Origin of the sequence: Streptosporangium sp. NPDC002524 (assembly GCF_040295985.1) — a bacterium.
Lineage (GTDB): Bacteria > Actinomycetota > Actinomycetes > Streptosporangiales > Streptosporangiaceae > Streptosporangium.
This window is the reverse complement of record NZ_JBEOWK010000013.1, coordinates 52,808-76,761: the sequence shown is the minus strand read 5'-3', so window position 1 is coordinate 76,761 and position 23,954 is coordinate 52,808. Positions and strand designations below refer to the sequence as shown.

Genomic DNA, 23,954 nt, shown 5'->3' with positions numbered 1-23,954 from the left:
TATAGGCCTCCAACTAAGACGTCACGGGTCCGGGGACCCGGGGGACAGGCGGTCGGCGGCGTGTTCGATGGCGGTGCTCACCCGGTCGGCCAGCAGGCCGACCGCGCCGACCGCGCGGGTCATCGGGTCGTCCCCTGCGCCGCCGAGGGCCTGGGACCGCAGGTAGGCGGCCTTCACCTCGGCCCACCGCGCGGCCTGCGCGGGGGTCATGGTGCCGCGCAGCTCGGCCAGCTTGAGCAGGTTGGCCTCCGCGCCCGAGGTGAGGGTCTGCGCCTCGCCGAGATAGTGGTCGTCGATCACGGCCTCCAGCTCGGCGTCGTTCATCACCGGGACGACCCGGGCCGCGAGCTTGTTCATGTTCCGGTACGAGCCCTGGAGCTGGAACGGCGGCTCGGTCCGCGACGCGTCCGCCTGGGCGGCCGAGGCGATGTACGCCCGGTTGTTGGCCAGCACCACCCGCTGGATCCGCAGCAGCTTGCGCAGCACCGCGAGGACCTGTTCCAGCTCCACCGAGGAGTACGGGTGGGAGAGCTGGTCGGCCCGCACCCCCGAGTCGCCGCGCGCCAGCCGTACCAGGAGGCGGATGTCGCCCCGGTCGCGGGTGGAGAGCGGTGACAGGACCGGGTTGGAGGTGAGCGCGTTGTCGATGTAGCTCAGCGCGAACAGCTCGTCGCGCCCCGACAGCACGTCGCCCAGGTTCCACACGTCGGCGCGGTTGGCGAGCATGTCGGGGATACGGAAGCGCTTGCCCGCCTCGGTGTACGGGTTGCCCGCCATGCAGACCGCGAAGCGCTTGCCCCGCAGGTCGTAGGTGCGGGTCTTCCTCTCCCACACGCCCTCCATCCGGCGCTGGCCGTCGCACAGGGAGATGAACTTCTGCAGCAGCTCGGGGGAGGTGTGCTGGATGTCGTCCAGGTAGAGCAGGACGTTGTTGCCCATCTCCAGCGCGAAGGAGATCTTCTCGATCTCCTGCCGGGCCGTCGCGTCGGGCGCCCGCGCCGGGTCCACCGAGGTCACCAGGTGACCCAGGGCCGGGCCGTTCACCTTGACGAAGATCAGCCCGAGCCGGTTGGCCACGTACTCCATGAGGGTGGTCTTGCCGTAGCCCGGCGGGGAGATGAGCAGCAGCATGCCCATCTGGTCGGTCCGCTTGGCGTCTCCCGCCGCGCCGAGCTGCTTGGCCAGGTTGTCGCCGATCAGCGGCAGGTAGACCTCGTCGAGCAGCTGGTTGCGGACGAAGGCGGTCATCACCTTCGGCCGGAACTCCTCCAGCCTCAGCCGCTCGCGCTCGGCCGCGACCAGCTCGTTGCGCCGCCGCTGGTAGGCGCGGTACGCGGGGACGCGGTGGTCGCGGAAGTGCCGGGTCCTGGCGAGGAACTCGTCCAGCCGCAGCTCCATCGCGCGCCCGGAGACCCGGGGGTGCGCGCCGAGCAGTCCCTCGACCGTGACGGTCAGCGCCGCCGAGGAGTCGTGCCGGGGCACCTCGCACAGCAGCACGGCCACCGCCTCCACCAGCTCCGCCGACCCGGCACCCGGAGCCCATCCGGTGCCCGAAGCCCATCCGGTGCCCGAAGCCCATCCGGTGCCCGAAGCCTGTCCGGCCCCCGGAGCCCGTCCGGCGCCCGAAGCCTGTCCGGCTCCCGGAGCACGTCCGGCCCCCCAAGCCGGTCCTGCGCCCGGAGCCCGTCCGGCACCCGAGGCCCCCGGTTCCGGCCCGGAGCCCGTACCCGCTCCCAGGCCCGGGCCCGGGCCCGGGCCCGGGCCCGGAGTCGATCCCGATCCGGAGGGCACCGAACCCGAGCCCGAGCCCGAGCCCGAGCCCGAGGTCGCGGTCGCGGTCGCGGTCGTGGTCGAGGCGTCGAAGGCGGAGAGCCACGCCTCGGCCAGGCGGTGGCGTGCGGCGAGGTCGTCGCCGAGCGCCCGCAGGTCGTCCTCGAACTCCCCGCGCGCGGGCCCCAGCGCCCGGTCGAACCGGTCGAGCAGCGACCGCGCCCCCGCGCTCGTCACGAACCCGAACGGCTTCCCGGAAAGCTCCTCGAAGAGATACTCCCCGGCGAGTTCGAAGACGCCCTCGTCCGCCGCCTCGCCGTGCAGCCCCCGGCTGAAGGACGCGATCGCGGAGCCGAGGGCGGCGCGGGTCTCCTCCACCGCCTCCACCGCGCCGAACAGGGTCCGGGCCCGCGCGAGCGACGTCGCCCGGGTGGTCCACGCCGCCCGGGTGGCCTCGTCGGTGCCGAAGGCCCAGAAGAGCTGGGCGGCGGCCCTCGCGGCGGGCGGGTAGCGGAGCAGCCCCGCGCCCGCGTGCAGGCGGAGCGCGGCCTGGAGGATCGCGGCGGCGTCGTGGTCGTGGACGCCCCGCTCGTAGCCCTCGTCGTACCTGGTCTCCGCCACCCGGCGGACGATCTCCAGCAGCTCCCCGCCGCTCACCGCGGCCTCGTGCAGCGCCTCCAGGGAGAGCGATGCCTCCGAGGAGAGCCGTGTCTCCGAGGAGACGGGCGCTCCGGTCTCGGCGGCGGCCAGGATCGAGGCGGCCAGGTGCTCGCCCCGGTAGACCTCGGGAGACTCCGAGACCGTCAGCTGGTTCCAGAACGGCCGGGTGTCCTCGAAGGCCGCGTCGCGCACCGGGGAGCGGTAGTCGGTCCCGGTCACGGCGAACGCCATCCGGTCCTCGTGCGGGACCAGGGTGAGGTCGGCCGGCTGGGTGTTGACCGCGAACAGGTGGCGGCCGAGCCGGATCGTCTCCCCGCCGTCGGTGTAGAGGTCGAGCCGGTCGCGCAGGGCGCGGCCCGCCTCCTGGCGGGCGGACTTGATCCGGCCTTCGAGCTCCTCGGCGCGCACCTGGTCGCCCAGCGCGCGCAGCTCCCCGGCCACGCCCTTCAGCTTGAGCACCATCGGGTCGGACCCGAAGTAGGTGTTGACCTCGTCCAGCGACGCCAGCCCGGCCACCCGTCGCCGTACGCTCGACAGGATGCGGGCCGCGGAGTCGGCCAGCCGGTCGGCGCGGCGGGCCCACTCGTCGAGCAGCGCCTGGCGGCGCGAGGAGAACGCCTCGTAGACGTCCTCCCGCTTGGCGGCCAGCTGCCCCAGGAAGTCGTCGAACTCGGCGAAGCGCGACTCCAGGTTCTCCAGCTGGAGCATCAGGCGGCCCAGCTGCTCGTCGCAGCGCTCGGGGGTGCCGGACATCGCCAGCGCCCCGGTGACCGCCTGCCCCAGCAGGGCGTACTCGGCCGCGAAGGCCGCCCGGCCCTCACCGGCGAGCAGCTCCCCGCGCCGGGCCTCCAGCGTGGCGCGGGCGCGGTTGACCCCGCCGAGCACCTCGCCGACCCGTTCCAGGATCGCGGTCCGCACGGTGGCGTCGGCGATGTCGAGCGTGCCGACCACCTCGACCACGATCTCCAGGCCCCGGGCCTGCCGCTCCAGCCGTTCGCCGATCGGCCCGGCCTCGGCCACGGTCGCGATGGCGCCCGCGTCGGAGACCAGCCGCTCGACCTCGGCGTGGTACCCGGCGAAGGCGTCGTCGCCCCGCAGGAACCCGGCCGCGCGCTGCGCGGTGCTGCCCAGCTCGGCCGCGAGCTCCGCGTCGAGCGCGTCGATCCTGGCGGTGTCGACGTGGCGCAGCTCGCGCAGCGTCACCAGGTGCCCCTGCGACCGCCGCAGCTCCGCCAGCCGGTCGACCCAGCCCTGCGCGGACCGGGGCGCCTCGCCGCGCGCGTGCCGTACGAGCGCGGCGACCTCGGCGGCGGCGGTCTCCAGCGCCTCCGCGGCCTGCCGGGTGAGCGCCTGGACCTTCTCGAACTCGTCCAGCACCTGCTCGGCGGTGGCCCGCAGGTCGGCGAGCGGGCCGCGCAGCCGGTGCTCGCCCAGCCAGTGGTAGTGGTCGAAGACCCGGGCGCAGGAGGCGATCAGCGCCTCGAAGACCGGGACGGACGGCGCCATCTCCTCGACCATCCGGGCCACCGAGAGGCAGTCGGAGATGCCGCGTACCAGCTCGGCGTTGCCGATCCGCTCCAGCGGCCCGGTTCCGGCCGGGCGCCCGGCGGCGTAGACGTCCGACTGGTACGCCGTCTGCCAGACCTGCATGGGGTGCACGCGGGTGGGCTCGTCGGAGGTGGCCCTGAAGACGACCAGCGTGCCGTCGTCGAACAGCGAGTACCCGTGACAGGACAGCGGGGTCTCCACCCGCTTGCGGATCACGTTGTACGGCAGCAGCAGCGACCGCCCCTCGGCGCGGGCGTGGAAGACGTACAGCACGTCCTCGCCGTTGGGGGAGCGGACGACCCGCTCGAACTCCAGCCCGGACACGTCGGTGTCGAACGTCTTGCTCACCCCGGTGGACAGGTAGTAGCCGCCCGGGAAGATGATCCCCTGGTCCTCGGGCAGGCGCTGGCAGGCCTGCCCGATGCCGTCGAGGCGGACCACGCCCTTGGTCCTGGTGTTGAACACCAGGTGCCGCCACTCCGGCTCCTTGTACGGCCGCACCCGCAGCAGGATCAGCGGGCCGATCCTGGCGTGGTGCACCTCCGCGTCGGCGAGGCTCTGCAGCGGCTCCACGACGGGCTCGCGGTAGACGCCCTCCCCGGTCTCGGTGTTGTTCTCGATCTTGATGGTGAGGTCGCCGCCGACGGTCTCGACGAACACCTCGCCCTCGATCGAGATGTGTGGATGGCGGCCCGTCACGTGGTCGTCGCGGGTGGCCGGGACCCACTCGAAGTCGTGCGAGGGCGGGAACGTGTGGTCGCGTTCCCCCCGGTCGTCGATGTACGAGAGCGTGCCGTCCGTGCCGACCTGCCAGCGCAGCACGCGGGTGTCCTGCGGGCCGGTCCGGAAGACGGCCAGCATCTTGCCCTCGACGCGGCGGAGCTGCAGCAGCCGGGTCTCCCGGTAGTACCGGTAGAGCTCGGCGAAGTCCCGCTCGAAGCGCGGGTCGCGGAACATCGGCGCGGGGTCGAACCGGAACGCGTTCCCGCTCTCCCCGCCGTCTCCCGTCACGTCCCGCACGAAGGTGTGCACGGAGAAGACGTCCTCGACGGTCGTCTCCGGCTTCATCCCGATGAACACGTTGTAGCCGAAGAGCATGAGCCCGCCCACCGACACGATGTCGCGCGGCACGCAGTTGTTCTCGGTGCGTATCCGCTCGGTGCCGACCAGGCGCAGCTCGGCCCCGCCGAACACCGCCAGGCGCTCGGCGTTGAGCGCGTCGGACTGCCGGGCCAGCTCGGCGGCCTGCTCGGCCAGCCGGGCGCGGAGCACCTCGTAGGTGCCCGCGTCCAGCCCCGCCCCCTCGCCGGGGGCGCCGGTGACGGCCTCCGCCGTGGAGGACGTCACCGCTTGGCGGAACCGGCGGAGTTACCGGCGGAGTTCCCGGTACCGGCGTTGGCGAGCGCGGCGACGGGGACGGGGACGGGGACCTCGGTCGTGGTGGCCGCCTGGGCCTCGCCCAGCAGGCCGCGCAGCCGGTCCGCGTCGGGACCGCCCTCCTTGATCATTTTTATCAGCAGCGCGGACAGCGAGAGGTTCCGCACGTCGGCGGTGTCGACCGAGCCGAGGACCCTGCCCAGGTCGGCGGGGAGGCTCGCCGAGCCGTCCAGGTAGGGACCGGCCAGCGTACGGGCGACGTCGGAGTTCTCCACGAAGCCGTCCACGGCCTTGCCCATGGTGATCGAGCTCATCAGCCGGTCGAAGAACACGGTGTCGCCGCCGACGATGTCGATGTTCGCCTTGGACAATCCGGCCGACACCACGGAGGCCTGCGCCTCGGCGATCTTGAGCTGGACGTTCACCCCGGCGAGGCGGATCTCCTTCTCGGCCTCCAGCCGCAGGCGGTACTCCTCGTGGGCGCGGGTCGCGTCGGTGAGCGCGGCCATCGCCGCGGCCTTCTCGGTGAGACCCTCGGCCTCGGCCTTGAGCTTCTCGCCGACCGTCGCGGCGGCGGCCAGCGCCATCGCCTGCTCGCCCTCCGCCTCGGCCTTCAGCTTCTCGCGCACCGCGGTGGCCGCGGCGTGAGCTCTGGCCTGCTCGCCCTCGGCGACCGCCAGCGCCTTCTCCCGCTCGACGGCGGCCTCGGCGCGGCCGACCTTCTCGATCGCCGCGGCGTCCCGCTCGCGTACCTGCACCTCGGCCAGGCCGGCGGCGGCCGTCTCGGCCTGGACGCCCTCGGCGAGACGGATCTTGGCGCGGGCGTCGAGCTCGGCCGCCTGCTGCCGCGACTCGGCCAGCACCAGCGCCTCGCGCGCCCGGTGCTTGGACGCGGCCTCGGAGGCCTCGGCCGCCTTGATGTCCTTGACCAGGCTCTCCTGCGCCTCGGCCTCGGCCTGGATGATCACGGCCTGGCGGGTCCGCTCGGCCTCCTCGACCACGCGCAGGCGCTTGATGCTCTCCTCCTGCTCGGCGACCGTCTTCTCCACCACGATCCGCTCGCGGATCACCTCGGCGATGGAGCGCTTCTCGCCCTCCAGCTCCTTGTCCTTGGAGATGCGCGACAGCTCGGTCTCGCGCTCGCGGGCGATGACCTCCAGCAGGCGGTCCTTCTCGATGCGCTCGGTCTCGATCGCGAGGACCCGCTCGCGGTTCTTCGCCGCCACCGCGATCTCGCGGGCCTGGTTCTCCTGCTGGACGCCGAGCTGCTCGTCGGTACGCAGGTGCGCGGCGTTCGCCTTGAGCCGCTCCTCGGCCTGGACCTTGGCGGTCTCCGCCTCCTCGCGGGCGCGCATGGTCTCGACCTCGCGCTTCTGCTTGGTCTCCGCGTCGGCCTGGCGGCGCTCCAGCTCCAGGATGGCCTCCCGCGCGTCCACGTTCTGGCGGGTGATCTCCTTCTCCTCGCGCCGCTGGAACTCGTTGGTTCGTACGTGCTCGATGGCGGTCAGCTCGGTGATCTTCCTGATGCCCTGCGCGTCGAGGATGTTGTTCCTGTCCAGGGAGAGCAGCGAGGTCTGCTCCAGGTAGTCGATGGCCGCGTCCTCGAGGCTGTAGCCGTTGAGGTCGGTGCCGATGACCTGGATGATCTGGTCGCGGAACTGGTCGCGCTGGGTGTAGAGGTCCACGAAGTCGAGCTGCTTGCCGACCGTCTTGAGCGCCTCGGAGAACTTGGCGTTGAACAGCTCCTGCAGCGTCTCCTGGTCGCTCGCCCGCGCGGTGCCGATGGCCTGGGCGACCTTCACCACGTCCTCGACGGTCTTGTTGACGCGGACGAAGAAGGTGATGCGGATGTCGGCGCGGATGTTGTCGCGGCAGATCAGGCCCTCACGGCCGGTACGCGCGATCTCGATGGTCTTCACCGAGATGTCCATCAGCTCGGCCTTGTTGAAGACGGGCAGCACGACGGCCCCGGTGAAGGTGACGTCGACCTTGTTGATCTTCGAGATGATCAGGGCCTTGCCCTGCTCCACCTTGTGGAACAACCGGCTGATCATGAAGAGCACGGCGATGACGACGAGGAGGGTGACGGCGAGGAGAATGCCGAGCCCGGTGGAGATGACGTCCAATGTGGTCCCTCGGTTAAATAGGACGATCAGGGTCGAGTTCCGCGTCGTACGGCATCACCCAGAAGAACTCGCCGGGGGAGTCGTAGGCGAATATCAGGGCGACGCTGCCGGCGGCGAAAACCTCGTCGCCGGTCTGCCGTACTTGAACGAGAGCGGAGGAGCCGTCTGCGGACGTGACCTCGGCCTGGCCGAAGGTACGGCCGACGCGGCTCGTGCGGACGACGCACACGCGGCCCACGAAGTCGGCGCGGGAGGGGACGCGCTCCTTCGGGACGAGACGCCGGAGTGACAGGACGACGAGGCGCGTGCACGCCCAGGCGCAGACCAGTGCCGCGACCAGTACGGCGACCAGGGCGGGGGTGCTCGTGAACAGCGTGCCGCCCACGAGGCTCGCGAACCACGCGACGGCGACCAGCAGCGAGACCGCCACCGCGGCCGGGACCCCGCCGAGCCCCAGACCGCTCAGGAGGCCGGTGGCCCCCGACGCCTCGGACCCGTCACCGTCGCCACCGCCGTCGAACCCGAACACCCCGGACACGACGAGCACCCAGTACGCGATGATCACCAGGAGCAGGAACGTGAACAGGACGGTCGGAAAAGACAACGCGGCATCGACGAACTGGCCCATCGGCGTGTGAAATCCCCCTGCTGGCACAACCGGAACGCGCTCCCCCGAGCACGTGTGGGTGACTATATACAGATAAAGTTCAGTTAAAGGGAATAGTTCCCAAAACGGAAAATATCCGCATGGATTTCTCGCCAGGAAGGGCGGCGGGCGCGCGGGAAGGTCGTGGAGACCGGGCCGTGAGGGCCGGTTCGCCGAGGCGGGGAGAGCGCGGGAGGCCGGGGGAGCGGAGGCCGGGAGAGCGGAGACCGGGGCGCGCGGAAGGCGGGGGCCGGGGAACGCGCGGGGCACGGAAAGCCGGAAAAACCGGAAAAGCCGGAAAGGCTGGGCCTGGGAAAGTCAGGGCAGGAGGAAACGGAGGAACGGGAGCGGGGCTCCGCGTCCTCGGATCCGTCCCGGAGGGTCGTCCCGGGAGGTCAGGCGGGGCGAGTGATCATGTAGGCGAGACCGACGAGGATCACGATGGGAATGAGCCACACGATCGCCTCGATGGCGAACTCCTTGTACATGAGGAACATCCCTCCGGAGCTGTGCTCGGCGAGGAGCGCGGATCTCCGACGATAGCCGCTGACCCCGGCGACGGCCAGAACCCGCCGCGTACCGGATCCTCCGGCAAGGGGCCGCTTCCTTCGAGGGCCGGATTTCCGCGAGAGGGCGATTCTCGGTCGGTTTCCCGGCCGGTTCCCATGAGAGGCCGCGAAGGGGCGCGAGAGGGCGGGGAAGGGCCGCGAAAGGCGGGGGGCGGCCTACTGCGGAGGAGGGGCTACGAGGGGTTGGCCGAGCCGACCACCACCGAGGTGTCCGAGAGGTCTCCCTCGACCACGTCGGCGACGACGCAGGTGATGTTGTCGGGACCTCCCGCGTCGCAGGCGAGCGCGATCAGCTGACGTGTCACCTCGTCGAGGTCGTCGACCTCGGCGAGCACCTGGCGGAGCCGTTCGGCGTCGACCACCCCGGACAGCCCGTCGGAGCAGAGCAGGTAGCGGTCGCCGAGCTCGGCGTCCCGGAGGGAGAGGTCGAGCTCGAGATTGTCGCCGCCGTCGAGGACCTGCAGCAGGATCGACCGGTGCGGGTGGCGGGCGGCCTCCTCGGCGGTGATCCGGCCGTCGTCCATCAGTGTCTGGACCAGGGTGTGGTCGTAGGTGATCTGGTACAGGTCGCCGTTGCGCAGGAGGTAGGCGCGGGAGTCGCCGATGTGGGCGAGGGCGACGCGGGAGCCGTTCCAGAGCATCAGGGTCAGGGTGGTGCCCATGCCGGTGAGCGACGGGTCCTCCTCGACCAGCTCGCGCAGGCGCTGGTTGGCCTTGCGGACCCCTGCCTCGGCGGCGGCGGCGAGGTCGCCGGGGCACTCCTGGTCCAGGGACGCGACGGTGGCGATCGCCGCAGAGCTGGCGACCTCCCCGCCCACGTGACCGCCCATCCCGTCGGCGACGGCGAGAAGCCGGGCGCCCGCGTAGGCGGCGTCCTCGTTGCCTTGCCGGATCCGGCCGACGTCGGAACCTGCCGTATAGCGCAGCGTGATCATCTGCACATCACTAGATCGTCGAGTTGCACGAGCTGAGCCGCTTTCGGACAGTTGGGATGGGCATAGGGCGAACCGAGATGTTCCACGATCCACTTAACACCATGGTGGCGCAAGCGGCCTGGGGAAGTGTTGCCACATCTGTTGACACCTGTGGTGGCGCGTAAGCTTGTTTCAGGACACCCAACCGCCCTTCGGTGCCCCCGCACTGTGCCCGGAGTACCCCACTTTACGCATCGCTAGGAGATCATTAATGGCCGCGATCCTTCAGGAGGCGGCTCGTCGCCGCACGTTCGCGGTGATCAGCCACCCTGACGCGGGTAAGTCGACCATGACCGAGGCGCTGGCGCTGCACGCGTCCGCGATCAGTCAGGCGGGCGCGGTGCACGGCAAGTCCGGGCGGCGCGGTGTCACCTCCGACTGGATGGAGATGGAGAAGGCCCGGGGCATCTCCATCACCTCCGCCGCGCTCCGGTTCGAGTACCGCGGCCACATGTTCAACCTGGTCGACACCCCCGGCCACGCCGACTTCTCCGAGGACACCTACCGGGTGCTGGCCGCCGTCGACTGCGCGGTCATGCTCCTCGACGCGGCCAAGGGCATGGAGCCGCAGACCCTGAAGCTGTTCGAGGTCTGCCGGCACCGCCGCATCCCGGTGATCACGTTCGTCAACAAGTGGGACCGGCCGGGGCGCGAGGCGCTGGAGCTGCTGGACGAGATCGAGGAGCGCACCGGGCTGAAGCCCACGCCGATCACCTGGCCGATCGGCACCGGCGGCTTCTTCCACGGGGTGGCCGACCGCGCCGCCGACCGGATCGTCCGCTACACCCGCACCCCCGGCGGCGCCACCAAGGCCATCGAGACCGACCTGAGCGCCGAGCAGGCCCTGGCGGAGCTGGGCGGCGACTGGGAGCGGGCCAAGGACGAGATCGACCTGCTCTCCGCGATCGGCGCCGACCACGACCAGAAGACCTTCGAGGCGCACGAGTCGACCCCGGTGCTGTTCGGGGCCGCGCTGTCCAACTTCGGCGTCGGCCGCCTGCTGGACGCCATGGTCGACATCGCCCCCGCCCCCGCGCCCCGCCCGGACGTCGCCGACGACCCGCGCCCGCTGGAGGAGCCGTTCTCCGGCCTGGTCTTCAAGGTGCAGGCCAACATGGACCCCTCGCACCGCGACCGCATCGCCTTCGTCCGGGTCTGCTCGGGCAGGTTCGAGCGCGGCATGGTGCTCATCCACGCGGCCACCGCCCGCCCGTTCGCGACCAAGTACGCCCAGTCGGTCTTCGGCCAGGAGCGCGCCACGATCGACGAGGCGTACCCCGGTGACGTCGTCGGCCTGGTCAACGCCAGCGCGCTGCGTCCCGGCGACACGCTCTACGACGGCCCGTCCGTCGAGTTCCCGAGGATCCCGAGCTTCGCTCCCGAGCACTTCTCCACGGCGAGGGTCCGCGACTCCAGCCGTTCCAAGCAGTTCCGCAAGGGGATCGAGCAGCTCGACGCCGAGGGCGTGGTCCAAGTGCTCCGCTCCGACGTCCGCGGCGACCAGTCGCCGGTGCTCGCCGCGGTGGGCCCGATGCAGTTCGACGTGGTCAAGCACCGGATGGCCGCCGAGTTCAACACCGAGATCCTGATGGACCGGCTCGACTTCAGCATCGCCAGGCTCACCGACGCCGAGTCCGCGCCGCTCCTGGCCCGCCAGCGCGGGGTGGAGGTCTTCGTCCGCTCGCTCGACGGCGCCCTGCTGGCGCTGTTCACCGACGAGTGGCGCATGCGCGGCGTGATGCGCGACAACCCCGACCTGGTGCTGAACGCCCTGCTCGCCGACACGCGCGGCTGACGGTCCTTCCGGGGTACGGGCCGCCGTGAGGCCCGTATGAGGCTCGTGTGAAGTGGGACGGGGAGGTCCGGGTGCCGGGGGCCTCCTCGTCAGACGTTCGTGGTGAAATGTGTCGTTATGAGCGCTATCAAGTGGGGAATTCTGGCGACCGGCGGCATCGCCGCGACCTTCACCGAGGATCTGAAGCTCCTGCCGGACGCCGAGGTGGTCGCGGTCGGATCGCGGTCGGAGGAGTCCGCGCGTGCCTTCGCCGACCGTCACGGCATCCCGCGGGCCCACGGGAGCTGGGCGGAGCTGGCCGCCGACCCCGACGTGGACATCGTCTACGTCGCCAACACCCAGAACGCCCACCGCGACGCCGTACGGACCTGCCTCGAAGGGGGCAAGGCCGTACTGTGCGAGAAGGCGTTCACCCTCAACCGGGCCGAGGCCGCCGGGCTGGTCGACCTCGCGCGGGAACGGGGCCTGTTCCTGATGGAGGCCATGTGGACGCGCTGCATCCCGGCCGTCCGCAAGATCATGGAGCTGGTCGAGGGCGGCGCCGTCGGCCCGGTCCAGACCGTCCACGCCGACTTCGGGTTCTCCGTCTCCGTCCCGCCCGAGCACCGGCTCCGCAACCCGAAGCTCGGCGGTGGCGCCCTGCTCGACGTGGGCGTCTACCCGATCTCCTTCGCCCACATGCTGCTCGGCGCCCCCGCCGGGGTACGATCCTGGGCGCGGCTCACCCCCGAGGGGGTGGACGAGAACACCGGCGTGCTGCTCGGCTACGACAGCGGGGCGGTCGCCCTGCTGTCCTGCGGCATCACCACGCACAGCCCGGTCGCCGCGTCCATCTCCGGCACGCTCGGCCGGATCGAGCTGCCGGCCCCGTTCTTCCGTCCCGACACCTTCACCCTGCACCCGGTGGAGGGCGAGCCGGAGACCTTCCACGTCCCCTTCGAGGGGAAGGGCATGCTGCACGAGGCGACCGAGGCGATGCGCTGCCTGCGGGAGGGCCTGCTGGAGAGCCCGCTGATGCCCTGGCAGGCGACGCTCGACGTGATGGGCATCCTGGACGAGGTCCGCTCGCAGGTGGGTGTCCGTTTTCCCGGCGAATGACTGTTTAGTGGTTCCCTTTCCGGGATTGTGAGGCGTCGTATACCCGGGGTGCTTTTTCGGCGCACCCGGTGTTTTCCGGGTGCGCTCGGTGTGGTCGTTGCCGGTCGTTGTCTGTGCTCGCTGCGGTGGGCGGGTGCTCCGGCCGGCCGTCTCAGTTGCTGTCTGGTGGTTCAGGCCTTCGGCCTGCGCGGGCGTGGTGGTTGCGGGCTTTTTTAAGCCGGCCGGAACACCCGCCCACCTCCGCTGTACATGTTCTGTCGGTGGGGGTACGGGCCGTAGTCGCTTTCTTTCGGGAGGCCCTGTCGGCCCGCCGCCGCTGAAGCGTCTGTCGGGGCCGGTCCGGGGCGGGCCGCCGTAGCTGAAGCGCGGCCTCGGAAAGGAGCGCAGGGCCGGGGTCACGACCCGGCCCGGGAGCGTGGGGCGATCGGCGGTCGTACGCATCGAGAAGCGCGAGGGCGTTCCCGCTGAGTGGCTTCTCAGCGAATATCAGGGTCCTCTCAGGTTGTTCGTGATGTCGTTACGCCGCTGCCACCGCCCGGTCCGCGCCGTCCCGAAGACGTGACAGAGCGGTCACGTGCGCCACCTTCCCCAGGAGCCTCCCGACCATGACACCTCTCGTGATCCACGCCGGACTGATGTTCGACGGCACGAACCTGTCCGGCCCCGCGACGGTTTTCGTGGAGGAGGGGCGGATCACCCGCGTGGACACCACGGGCGCCCTTCCGCCGGACGGGGCGAACCTGATCGACCTGGGCGCGGACACCTTCCTGATGCCGGGACTCGTCGACCCCCACGTGCATCTCGGCTTCGACGCCGGCCCCGACCCGGTGACCGCGTTCACCACCGCCGACGACGCGGAGCTGCTGGCCAGGATGCGGACCGCGGCCGACAGGGCGCTCCAGGCCGGTATCACGACCGTGCGCGACCTCGGTGACCGCGACTACCTGGCGCTGGCATTGGGCGCGGAGTCGAAGCTGCACCCCGGGCGGGGGCCGGAGATCCTCGCCGCCGGGCCCCCGATCACCACGCCCGGCGGCCACTGCCATTTCATGGGCGGCGCGGCCGAAGGAGCCGCCGCCCTGCGCGCCGCGGTACGGGAGCGGCACGAGCGGGGCTGCGCGGTGGTCAAGATCATGCTGAGCGGCGGCAACATGACGCCGGGCTCACCGCCGCCGCACGAGTCGCAGTACTCACGGACCGACCTGCGGGTCGTCGTCGACGAGGCACATCGGCTCGGCCTGCCCGTCGCCGCCCACGCGCACGGTACGCGGGCGATCGGGGACGCGCTGGCGGCGGGAGTGGACAGCGTCGAGCATGCGACGTTCGTGACCGCGGACGGCGTCGACGCGGACCCCGCGCTGCTCGCCGCCCTCGCCGAGAGCGACACCTTCGTGAGCGTGACGATCGGGGTCGTCCCCGGCGACTCGCCGCTCGTCCTGCCGCCCGAGGTCGCCAAGCGGGTGGAGGCCGTACACGAGGCTCTCAGGACCCTCTACAGGCTCGGCGCCCGCATCGTGCTCGGCACGGACGCGGGCATCATGCCGGTCAAGCCGCACGACGTGCTGCCGTACGCCATCGCCCAGTTCACGGCGGAGGGCCCGTCCCCGTCGGAGGCGCTCACGGCGGCGACCAGCCTCGCCGCCCGGGCGTGCGGGGTCTTCGACCGGAAGGGACGGATCGCGGTGGGCGCGGACGCCGACCTGCTGGCCGTGACCGGGAACCCCCTCGACGATCTCGACCGGCTCCGGGACGTCCGGGCGGTCTTCCGCGCGGGCGTCCGGGTCAGGTGACGCGGCCAGGGTGATTCCTGCCGGTGCTTCATGCCCTGTATATGTACCTCTGGCGTAATGGTCGCGGCCTCTTTTGGGCTGGCCAGAACGATCGCCTCCTCCGCCGCACGTGCTCCGTCGTACGGTATGCGCCATAGCTGCTCGCTTTTCGGCCCCCTGGACAACGCGCCGCCACTGAAGAGCACTTGCACGACCCAGGTCGGGGGCAAGCGCAGGATCTTTCATGGTCCGAGTTGTCGAGGTGTTCACGTTCCGGCCAGGACAGCTGTCCTGGCACACCTGGTTTGAGACGTCGGGAACCGGGTGGTCCTATCTCAGATCCAGGGTGCAGCGTAATTCGCTGGTAAGGCACTGTTTACCCTCGCCTCAAGATCGACTTCTAGGTGACATGCCATGTAGAGACGCGGTCCAACGCCTTTAGGTAGGGCCGAATACCTTCTAGCACCCAAAGGCCTCAGAAATTCCTAGATCGCTCACTTGACATCAAGTCAGGCATATGTGGATGATCAAGACTGATCATTTTTATCTCGGCTTTACCGCGTCGGCGACCCCTATGGTGCCGCGCGCTTCGCTTGGTTGTGGAGGGTGCGGCGGTGGCTGCTTCGCGTGCACGTTTTTTACGGGCTGGGCTCGTTGCGGGCCTGGTGATGATGGTGTTGATCGCGGGGGTTGGCGTCCCGGATGATCTCTTGATGCGGGCGGCGGCGGTTTCCCCTGAGTCCGCTGAGCGTTCGGTGGATGGTCGTGACCTGCCGCCGGTGAAGGAATTCAAGGGAGCGGAGGATGCTCTGTCGTCTTCGCCGCGACGCGAACGGCGTGAGCCCGTCTGGCCTGTGGAGGAACAGGCAGAGGTCACTTTGGCCGGTGCCGACAAGCTTAAGGCCGTTTCGGGTCTGCCGGTGCTCATAGCCGCTGTCGGTAATGGTCAAATTCCTGCAGCGCGCACTGCTACGTCGACAGCGCAACAGGTTCCCGTAGCGGAGCGACCTGGCAAAGTGAAGATCGAAACGCTGTCCGCGCAGCAGGTGGCGGCGATGGGCGGCATCGGTTTGGGTGTTCGGGTGACTCGCACTGACGGTGACGCCGATCCGGGTCGGGTCCGCCTGGGTTTGTCCTATGACGGTTTTCGTGATGCCTATACCGGTGGCTTTGCTCAGCAACTGCGTATGGTCCGTCTTCCCGCTTGTGTGCTGGTGACACCGCGTTCGTCGCAATGCCAGCCTGCTCAAGAAGTGATCAGAGGATTTAATGACCTGAAAGCTGGTCAGGTGGTCGCGGAAGTAGATGTCCCCTCACGGGCGCAGCTCGCCGCCCCGGCCGATGGCGGCCCTGTTTACATGCTGACCGTTGCGACATCGGCCTTGCCTGGTGATTCCGGGGGCACATTCTCGGCAACGGATCTGAGCCCTTCAGGTCAGTGGCAGGCGGGCGATTCCGGGGGGGCGTTCAACTGGAGTTATACACTGCCCGAACCTCCGTCCCCGGCAGGTGTGGGCCCAGGGCTGGCTTTGTCGTATGATTCGACCTCGCAGGACGCACGTGCCTGGTTCACCAATCCTCAGGACGGTTGGGTTGGTGCCGGCTGGGAATTGCCGGTCGGGTTCATCGAGCGCCGCTACCGGCCATGCAGTGAAGACATTCAGCAGAATCCGGCGAGCGGGTGGGAACACCTACAGTGCTGGGAGTCACCTACTTCCACTCCCACCGATTCCGAGCTGGTCATATCACTGGGCGGAACCACAACACGTCTGGTCAAGGAGAGCGGCACGGGCGCCTGGCGCACCGAACGGGATCAGGGCTGGAAGATAGAGCAAATTGCCGGAGCCGAGTCCGGTGACGTGTACTGGAAAGTCACCGATCAGAAAGGCAAGGTTTACCGGCTGGGGTACAAGCGGGACGCGACCTGGCAGACCCAGTTCTTCGGTAACGACCCCGGTGAGCCCTGCTCAGCCAAAAAATATGACAATCCGCCAGTGTGTGCGGGGACGTGGCGGTGGAACCTCGATCACGAGGCCGACTCCAACGGTAACGCCATCGATTACACCTGGATCCGGGAGATCAACAACTTCTGCTATCGCGCTACCGATCAATGCGGGGTGGGCACCAACCCCTGGAAATTCGCCTCCTATGACCGGGGCGGTTACCTGCAGCGCGTGGAGTGGGGGCACAACACCCGCATCGCCGAGAGCGTCCCCACCACCAAGATGGAATTCGGCGTTCAGGATGCCTGGGACATTCCGGCATCCCTGCGCTGCGAGACCCCGGTTAGTAGCTGCCAGAACCGGACCCCTTCATTCTTCATCACCAAGCAACTCGCCGCGGTGACCACCTATGCTCGTGCTCCTGGGGCGGCGACCTGGGATGACGTCGCCCGGATCGACTTATCCAGAAAGATGGCCAACGCGGGCGATGAGCACATCTTCAACTGGCTGGACGGCATCCGTATGACCGGTCTGGCTGGCCAAGGTGAGATCGCGCTCCCCAAGGTTGGCTTCGATGCGGTCATGGTCACCCACAAGACCGATTTCAACGAGGACGACAACCCCCAGAGTCGGCCAACACTCTCACCGCGCCTGGGAGCGATCACCAACGAACTCGGTGGGCGCACTGTGGTGACCTATGGCCAGGTGAAGACCTGTGGGGATCGGACTCAGCGGCATCCGCTGTCGGACTGTTGGCGCGTCGTCCACCGGGAATCGAATGTCTCGGGAGAAACCTACCGAGCGCAGGAATACACCGAGTATCACAAGAACCTGGTTCTCAAGGTTGTAGAGAAGGATCTCGTCGGGGGATCACCGGACCAGACCACTCGGTATGAGTATTTGGGGCAACCCGCTTGGGCCATCCCCGATGACCTGATCAACCCATGGAGTGGGAACTCCTACGTAGGGGCGAATGAGTGGCGCGGCTACGGGAAGGTTCGCACTGTCGCCGAAGCCGAGGTCGCGGCTCAATCGTCGGTAACGACGAACACGTTCTTCCGTGGCCTCAGCACACGTCAACTTGGCGTTGATCAACAACCGCAGACGATCACGCTCACCGACTTCGACGGTAACACCGTCGAAGACCTGCCGGCGATGCAAGGGCAAGTGTTGCAGGAGCGGACTTGGCGGGCTACCGACAGCGGCCTCGCCGAACCACCTCCGAGTTTGGGGGAGCGGGCTCACTGGAAATTCGACGCGAGCAGCGGCACCAGTGCGACAGACTCTTCCGGCAATGGCCATACGGCGACGCTCACCTCCGCTTCCTGGGGGGCGGGCAAGAACAGTGGCGGCCTGGCGCTGAACGGCACGTCAGGCTACGCGGCCACCAGTGGGCCGGTCGTACTCACCAACGCCGATTACAGCGTCTCGGCATGGGCTCGCTTGGATGCCACCAATCGTTCTGACACGGTGATCAGTCAGGATGGCGCGGTCAACAGCGCTTTCAAACTTGGCTATTCCTCCAGTGACCAGAAGTGGCGGATGGTCACGTACCAGACCGATACCACCAATGCCACGGCCGTGCGCGCCCTGTCCACGCAGAACGCGGTCGCGAGCACCTGGACGCACCTGGTGGGCGTTTACGACACCACCGCCGGAAAGATCCGCCTGTACGTCAACGGCGTTCTCAATGCCGAGACCACCTACACCGGCAGTTGGAATGCCACCGGCAACGTCCAGGTCGGCCGCACCAAGGTCAACGGTGCTTACAGCGACTACCTCAAGGGCGGAGTTGACGAGGTACGTCTCTACCGGCGTGCGTTGACCGCGACGGATATCTCCACCCTCTACAACGGGGTCACTTCCCAGAGTCAGTCGGCAGCGCAGGCGATCACGTCGGCCAGCGCGTTGGCCGCGCAGGTCCAGGCTCAGCAGCAGGCGGTCCGGTCTGGTAAACCGGTTGAAGTCTCCTTGGCCGCGACCGAGACCAGTAAGACCGTCGCCAACGCTGACGGGCGTACCTTTACCACCGAGGTGTGGGGAACACCGCATCGGGTGTATCGCGATGGTGCGTGGGTCAACGTTGACACCACCCTGATCGAGCAGGACGGTGTACTGCGGCCCAAGGCGGCGAAGGCCGACGTGGAGGTGTCCACTGGTGGCGAGGGCCCGTTCGTGACCCTCCGCGACAACCACAACCGTTCCTATGCATTGAGCTGGCCCACGCGACTGCCTCGCCCGAGCATCAAAGAGAACGTTGCCACATACGTAGATGGGATCGCTCCGGGAGCGGACCTGGTCGTCACCGTGCTGCCCAATGGGTTCCGTCACGATGTCGTGCTGCGCCAGCGTCCGGACAAGCCGGCGGAATTCCGCTTCCCCATTACTTCTGCTGGCCTGGCGCTTGCCCAGCGCAAGGACGGCGGGCTTGAATTGCGGGCTTCCAAGGAAACCAAAGATGTCGTCGCCTCGGCGCCCGTACCGGTGATGACCGACGGTTCAGCCCTTAGCCTGACTGGAAAAGAGAAGACCTCGGCGAGACCACGCGTCGGGAAGATCACTACGCGGGTGGTATCCGAAGCCAACGGTCAAGCATTGGTTCTCAAACCCGATCCCGCGTTCCTCAGTGCTTCCGGCACGGTTTATCCCGTCGTAGTGGATCCTGCGATGACACTCGCAAAGACCGACGCCGCATGGATCCGTTCCGACCAGGTCAAGGGCTGGAACGCTCTGACGGTCGGTAACATCTCCGTGCCGGAGGGTGGGGGAGTTTACTCCAGGGAAGTGGCCCGGTCACTGTTGCGATTCGACATCAGCCTGCTGAGCAACGCGACCATTTCCAGCGCCTCGCTGAAACTCACCACTACGGCCGGAGCGGGATGCCCACAAGGTGGCATTCTCTCTCAGAGAGCGACCGCGTCATGGGACAGCGGATCGGTGGACTGGTGGAACCAGCCTGCCAGCACCACTTCGGGCCAGGTTGCCAATACCAACCCAAGTAGTTGCAACACCGGATCGGGCGTCCAGATGACCTGGCCCATCACCGCCATCACCCAGGCGTGGGCGGACGGCCAGCCCAATCACGGTCTGATGTTGCGTGCGGCCCAGGAAGAGTTCTCCACCTTCGACAACGGTTTCGAACGGGCTTTCAACGCCTCCACTGCCGCCCTGTCGGTCACTTACAGCACGCCCGGTGTCGACGGGTTCTCGGTGATCCCGAGCCTGGCCCCGGCCGCGCCCACCGTGACCGGCTCATTGACTCCTGAACTGAGCACCAGGGTCATCGCCGCCGTTCCAGCCGGGGCCAGAGTCGATTTCGAAGTCCAGCACGATCCGGCTGTTCCCGCTCAGGGCAGCGGACAGATCTGGACCGGTGCCACCTCCGGCATCCCGGTTCAGGGGTCCGAAGCGCGCATCGCCGTCCCCACTGGCAAACTGACCAACGGGTGGAAGATCCAATGGCGTGCCAAGCTGTCGGCGCTGATCGACGGGTCGACACCCGTCTGGTCAAAGTGGCAGAACTTGACCGTCGATCTTGCTGCCGTACCTCCTGCCCCTACAAACAGCACCGAGGATGCCTACACGGAGGTCACCTCCACCCGCTACGAGTATGAGACCCGGACTGTGGCCAACTCCATCCCGGTCACGGCCCACATGGTGATCTCCAATCGGTTGCGCACACGGGAACGTCTCGCCAACGGTAGCTACCGCTTCAGCGACGCCCGGCTCGTCTCTGACATCTATGGCTTACCTACGGCGATTCATGCTTACGGCCAAGACGGTGTTCCCGACGACAACACCTGTACCGGCATCACCTATGCCCGTAATACGGCGGGCGGCCGATGGATGATTAACTTTGCTGCTGGTCAGGAGGCCCGTAAGGGCGATGACTGCGCTGCCGGGGCCCTAGTGGCACGAGGCCTGAGTCTGTATGACGGCGCGACCGATTCGGCGGTGAACGTCCCAACGAATGGCAACTTGACAGAGAACCGGCTTTGGAGCGACCAGAACACCTTCCTGGCGACGAAGACGTCCTTCGACGCTTACGGTCGCCAAACCATCGAGACCAGCCCTTCCGGTAAGTCGACAACGACCGCTTACAGCCCATCGGTGGGCTGGCCTGCTGGTGGTGTGACGATGACCAATCCACTCGGCCACACCAGTACGATCTGGCCTTCTCATCTGAACGGTCAGGCGATCGGTGCCCGCGACGCCGACGGTAACGACATCAACATCGATCACGACGCACTGGGCCGCACTACGGAACTGTGGACTCCCCAGCAACCTAGGACCGGGAGCATTCCGGCGGCCAAGGTCAATTATACGGTGCCGGTAAACGTGAGTACCGGCACCGTATCCGGTCCCGCCAGCAAGACGATCAGTCAGTTGCAGCGAGTCGATGGCGCCACACCACACTGGCTGACAAGCCATACCTATATCGATGGCCTTGGTCGGGTGCGGGAAATCCAGAACGCTTCTCCCAGCGGAGGTCGGACTGTCGCCGGTGCCACCTACGACGCACGGGGTCTGGTATCCGCGAACTTCCTCCCGGTGCACAATGCCGCCCAGCCGGGCACCGGCCTACTCAATCCGATTCTGACAGACTTGCCGCAGTGGACCAAGAACGCATATGACGCCCTCGGCCGTCCCACTGCGCAAATCGACATGTCGGAATCCATCGAGCTGAAGCGTACCGCTACCACGTATTTCGGTGACCGCTACGAGGTCAGGCCCCCGACCGGTGGGAAGACCGCTTTCTACACCAACCTTGAGGGGCAGGTGGCCAAAGTCGAGGAGTGGGCCAACGCGACAGCCCATCACGACACCACCTATACTTACGATCCCGCCGGGGCGTTGACCAAGATGGTCGACGCCAACGGCGCCGTTCGCACCTTTACTTATGACCTGCTAGGCCGCCGGGTCGCTGGCAGTGACCCAGATTCCGGTAGTAGCCAGCAGCATTACGACGCTGCGGGTCGCTTGGCGTGGACGACAGATGGCAAGAACCAGAAGATCTCGTTCACTTACGACGACCTCAGCCGGAAAACCGCCCAATGGGCTGGGGAAGTTGACACCGGCACCAAGCTCGCCGAATGGGTCTACGACAGCCTGGCCAAGGGAAAACTCACCTCGGCTACCCGCTTCGTCGAGGGCAACGCCTATGTCGACACGATCGCCGGCTACGACACCATGGGGCGGCCCACCGGCTCCACTCTGTCGGTTCCCGCCTCAGAAGGTCTTCTAGCCGGTACGTATGCCTTCACCTCCGGCTACAACCTCAACGGTACTCTGCGCGAGTTCGGCATGCCCGCCGCGGGAGGGCTTCCGCAGGAGAAGCTGACTCTCACCACCACCGATCTCGGCCAGTCGTACGGGCTCACCTCCGACCTCGGCGGAAGCTTCACCTATGTGAAGTCCACCGCCTATTCGGCCACCGGCCGCATGACCGAACGTTCGTATGGAGCGAATGGCCAGGTCAAGAGATCCCTCACCTGGGATGAGAGGACCGGATGGCTGAAACGGCTCACCACCACCGCCAAGGCCAATACCGCTACGCCTCAGCTTGCCCAAGACGACGAATACACCTACGACATCTCTGGTGAGATCACTCGTATTCTCGACCGCGCCTCCGCAGTTCCCGGGCAGACCGACGGCCAGTCCGAATGCTTCACCTACGACGGGCTCCACCGCCTGTCTGCGGCCTGGACCACTACCGGTTCATCGTGCGCGGCGGGACCGAACAGCCTGGGGGTTGATCCTTACAACCAGTCCTACGCCTACGACGCGGTCGGCAATATCACGGCTCTGACCGACAATGGCCAGGCCTCTATCTACCGTTATCCCGCTCCGGCATCCGCGCGGCCGAACGCGGTCACCTCCATCGAACGCCCAAGCCGTACCGACAACTACACCTATGACAATGCGGGCCGGATGATCGCTCGCACTGTCGACGGCAAGCAGGCGACATTCCAATGGAACGAGCTCGGCCAGTTGATCAAATCCACCATCGACGGTAACGACACCAGCATGGTGTACGACGCTGATGGAGAACGCTTAATCCGGCGTGCCCCCGACGGCAAGACGACACTCTACCTCGGTGCCATGGAGCTGGAATTGAGCGGCGCAACCGTCACTGGTAAGCGGTACTACTCGGCTGCTGACGGTGCCATCGTCGCGATGCGCACGTCTGGCATGGGAGTGACCTGGCTCGCCTCGGGCCTGCATGGATCTCAGCAACTCGGCATCGATGACTCCACCGGGCAGATCAACCGGGAACGCTATCTGCCCTTCGGGCAACGCCGTGGCACCGACGACTTGGCCTTCACCGACCGAGGCTTTCTCGGCAAGACCGAAGACGCTTCCACGGATCTGATCTATTTGTCGGCCCGCTACTACGATCCCTCCATTGCCAAATTTATTTCTACTGATCCCCTGCTTAACATGTCGCCGCCCCAATGGGCAAATCCTTACAGTTATGCGGCGAATAACCCAATTGGGTTGTTCGACCCCACCGGCCTTAAAGCAGTAAAACAAAGCAAGGCCACCAAGGGTGTGAGAGTTCCGCCTCCGACTGTGTGTAACACGAGCCCAAAGAGTCTGGCTTGTGCGATGTTTAATGCTGATCGCGCACAAGTGAAAGTGGAGCAAGCAGAACAGGAACTTTGGGATGCGCTGAAAGATTTGGCGCGCCTTGCTGCAGAAGTTTCGGGAATTACCGACGGGCTTGGATGTATTACTGGAACAGATATATCAGCCTGTGCAAGCTTTGCAATTGACGTAATCGGCAAGCTTGTGGCCGGTGCTGGTGGCTGGGTGGCGCGGACAGCAGCTAAGTATGTGTTTAGATGGAAGGAGGGGGTGAAGCTTGTAAAAAGAATTTACAACGCAGGAAAGAGGGCGGTGGATGCTGTAAACAATTGGGTTAACTCAAAACGGGCATTCGTAGCCGCTCAAAAAATTGTTGGCGACACTCTGAAAAATATATGCAAGATAAGTAGCTTTGTTGCAGGCACAAAAGTTCTTTTACCAAATGGCGGTCGCCGTTCTATAGAAAAACTAAAAGTTGGCGACAAAGTTCTCGCAACCGATCCCGTGACTGGCATTACTGAAGCGAAGCCTGTCATTGCGTTGATAACGAGCCAGGGAACCAAAAACCTTGTACGCATATCTGTTGAAACGGGCAGGAAAGATGGTGTAACTGCTCCAGTCGTCGCAACCGATACGCATCCATTTTGGGTTGAGGGTAAGGAAAAATGGGTCGAAGCGGGCGATCTCATTCCCGGTGCACGCCTTCAATCCATAAACGTAGATAGTCTGAAGGTGGTGCAGGTTGCAGAATACTTTAAATTAAACCAGCGCGTTTACAACCTCACGATTGAAGGCATTCACACCTACTATGTGGCGTTTGGAGATCGAGGCGCTCTAGTTCATAACTCGGGTGATGATGGATGTTTTGTCGATCGTCCCGGTGCGATTGCTGCTAGAACTGGATACTCTGTGAAGGAGATTAAAGATGCAATCCATGCTGTGAAGAGGAATATGCCCAGGAATGGCGAAAGGTCAAACCCGGACATAATTGTAGACCTCAGCACCGGCGAAGTATACATAAAGCTACCCGATGGTGGACGAAGCCAAGATTCGATTGGTAATATATATGATCACCTTCACAAGGATTGAAT

The 23,954-nt window shown here is 66.8% G+C and carries 8 protein-coding genes; 4 read left to right on the top strand and 4 right to left on the bottom strand.

Going from position 1 to position 23,954, the window contains the following annotated elements:
- Positions 1-21: 21 nt before the first annotated feature.
- From ABT053_RS22965 to ABT053_RS22950, 4 genes are all read right to left on the bottom strand, one after another.
- Positions 22-5,325 carry a DNA repair ATPase gene (locus ABT053_RS22965; RefSeq protein ID WP_350971131.1) on the bottom strand — a complete coding sequence of 1,768 codons (5,304 nt, stop codon included), beginning with the start codon at positions 5,323-5,325 and terminating at the stop codon, positions 22-24.
- Positions 5,322-7,481 (bottom strand): flotillin family protein, encoded by a 2,160-nt coding sequence (locus tag ABT053_RS22960; RefSeq protein ID WP_350971130.1) that lies wholly within the window; start codon positions 7,479-7,481, stop codon positions 5,322-5,324. The genes ABT053_RS22965 and ABT053_RS22960 overlap by 4 nt, the downstream gene beginning before the upstream one ends.
- A 13-nt stretch (positions 7,482-7,494) precedes the next feature.
- A complete protein-coding gene (locus ABT053_RS22955) occupies positions 7,495-8,085 on the bottom strand; it encodes a hypothetical protein (RefSeq protein WP_350971129.1) in 591 nt (196 codons plus the stop codon).
- A gap of 784 nt (positions 8,086-8,869) precedes the next feature.
- Positions 8,870-9,631 (bottom strand): PP2C family protein-serine/threonine phosphatase, encoded by a 762-nt coding sequence (locus tag ABT053_RS22950; RefSeq protein WP_350971419.1) that lies wholly within the window; start codon positions 9,629-9,631, stop codon positions 8,870-8,872.
- Between the two features lie 250 nt (positions 9,632-9,881).
- On the opposite strand from ABT053_RS22950, the gene ABT053_RS22945 reads away from it, so the two are divergent.
- The 4 genes from ABT053_RS22945 (at position 9,882) to ABT053_RS22930 (ending at position 23,952) form a co-directional block, all read left to right on the top strand.
- Positions 9,882-11,465 (top strand): peptide chain release factor 3, encoded by a 1,584-nt coding sequence (locus ABT053_RS22945; RefSeq protein WP_350971128.1) that lies wholly within the window; start codon positions 9,882-9,884, stop codon positions 11,463-11,465.
- Between the two features lie 117 nt (positions 11,466-11,582).
- On the top strand, positions 11,583-12,563 hold the full coding sequence (locus ABT053_RS22940; protein WP_350971126.1) for a Gfo/Idh/MocA family protein: 981 nt from the start codon (positions 11,583-11,585) through the stop codon (positions 12,561-12,563).
- 605 nt (positions 12,564-13,168) lie between these two features.
- On the top strand, positions 13,169-14,353 hold the full coding sequence (locus ABT053_RS22935; protein WP_350971124.1) for an amidohydrolase family protein: 1,185 nt from the start codon (positions 13,169-13,171) through the stop codon (positions 14,351-14,353).
- Between the two features lie 593 nt (positions 14,354-14,946).
- A complete protein-coding gene (locus ABT053_RS22930; RefSeq protein ID WP_350971122.1) occupies positions 14,947-23,952 on the top strand; it encodes a LamG-like jellyroll fold domain-containing protein in 9,006 nt (3,001 codons plus the stop codon).
- Positions 23,953-23,954: the final 2 nt, after the last annotated feature.

Excerpts from the sequence above, each read along its gene's own strand:
- ABT053_RS22945 (WP_350971128.1), top strand. The coding sequence starts at position 9,882 with ATGGCCGCGATCCTTCAGGAGGCGGCTCGTCGCCGCACGTTCGCGGTG.
- ABT053_RS22935 (WP_350971124.1), top strand. The coding sequence starts at position 13,169 with ATGACACCTCTCGTGATCCACGCCGGACTGATGTTCGACGGCACGAAC.
- ABT053_RS22950 (WP_350971419.1), bottom strand. The coding sequence starts at position 9,631 with ATGATCACGCTGCGCTATACGGCAGGTTCCGACGTCGGCCGGATCCGG.
- ABT053_RS22940 (WP_350971126.1), top strand. The coding sequence starts at position 11,583 with ATGAGCGCTATCAAGTGGGGAATTCTGGCGACCGGCGGCATCGCCGCG.